The sequence below is a fragment of the Grimontia indica genome (assembly GCF_000333895.2).
Classification (GTDB): Bacteria; Pseudomonadota; Gammaproteobacteria; order Enterobacterales; family Vibrionaceae; genus Enterovibrio; species Enterovibrio indicus.
Genome location: NZ_ANFM02000100.1, coordinates 1 through 1,498 on the forward strand (window position 1 = coordinate 1; position 1,498 = coordinate 1,498).

The following is a 1,498-nucleotide window of genomic DNA, read 5'->3' on the forward strand; positions in this document are numbered from 1 at the left end:
GCGGCCAGAATACCAAGGACAGCGATGACCTGATTGTGTCCCCTTGGAAGGGTGACGGCAACAGGTTCACCGGGTTGAACCCCGTGCTCGGTGAGTAAAGCAGCCAGTTGCAGGGCAGCTTGAGCGAGCTCGCCATAGGAGAGGGAATGTTGTTCAGAAATAATGGCAGTGCGTTCAGGGGTTTCCGCCGCCATTTCAAAGAACGGTTGGTGAAGAGTTCGCTCCTTATAAGGGTACTCTGTCGTGTTGGTCACAACGCGGGTTTGAGTCTGTTGTAATGGTAAAAGCGTATCCAGTGGTGAGTTCCACGAGACATGCAGGGTATTCAACATTGTGCCGAGGGCGTCAAACATGTCGTCGAGCATGCCTTCAGGGAAAAGTGAATCCACGGTATCCCATGAAATATGAAGCTCATCACCATATTCATACATTTGATGATCCAGCCATACCTGAGGTGTTTCCGATAAGCCTCCACCGGATATTTGCGGGAACTCGCTGATAGTCTCTTCTCTTAACAGATCATCAGACATTCCGAGTGTGCTGGTGAATACAATAGGCAAGGCAGCCGCTGTCATATCCATATGCTTTGCGCGCTCGCGTTGCACATAAATTGAAGAAACCTGTCGATGCTCTAAGGCATCAAAGGTTTCTTCCTGTAACTGCAAAGCACTTTCGATTAAGTTTGCGTTCCTGTCAGGCTGATAACCCACTGGCACCAATGATGTAAAGTCACCGGCAACATGATTGATATCCGGGTGAATTGGCTGCCGATCGAACAGTGTCATATTTACGGTATGGGAGTGGCCGCCACTCCAACGGCTTAAAACCTCACAAAATGCACTCAGCACTGCAACAGAAGGTGTGATCCCATTGGCTCTTGTTGACTCCTTTAGACTTTGCCAAGTTTCGCGGTTTAAGATCATTGACCGTCTGCGGAAGTGAGAATGATTGACTGTTCTTGGATCAACCTTCAGTGGTAAAGCTGCAGATAGCGGGAGTGTTTCAAGTTTTTGCTCCCAGTATTTGATAGCTGTTTCACGTTGTTTTGCCGAGGGTGCGAATTGTTGAACATAATCGCGGAATGAGACCGCAGGCGCAGGCAAAGGCGCTTCAAGATCCCTGTATCTGAGTGCTAGCTGGCGAAGCAGCATTTTAATGCTGAAGCCATCCAAAGTGAGGTAGTTGAAGATCAAGCCAACCCTGCTGCGGTGATGACCCATTGAAAATACGCGCGCTGCAAACAATGTGGCTTCTTTCGAGGACGAGAGAGCTTTCCACCAGAGTGAGAGCTGCGTGCTGGCATGTTCAAGATCATCACACTCTACCTGTTCAATAGAGGTAAAGAATCTGGACGGATCCTCGGCCACACATTGTGTTTCCATATCATTAATATCAACCCTGAGCATGTCATGATGCTGAACCAAGCTGTTCCAAGCCTGTTCAAGCCGCCCAATATTGACGTTCTCACCATCCAGCTCGACCAGATAATGGGTACCAC

1 protein-coding gene is annotated in these 1,498 nt (G+C 48.9%); it reads right to left on the reverse strand.

The annotated features are described in order from the left end of the window. On the reverse strand, positions 1-1,498 hold a 1,498-nt coding region (locus tag D515_RS24925), incomplete at both ends, for a condensation domain-containing protein (protein ID WP_039850781.1).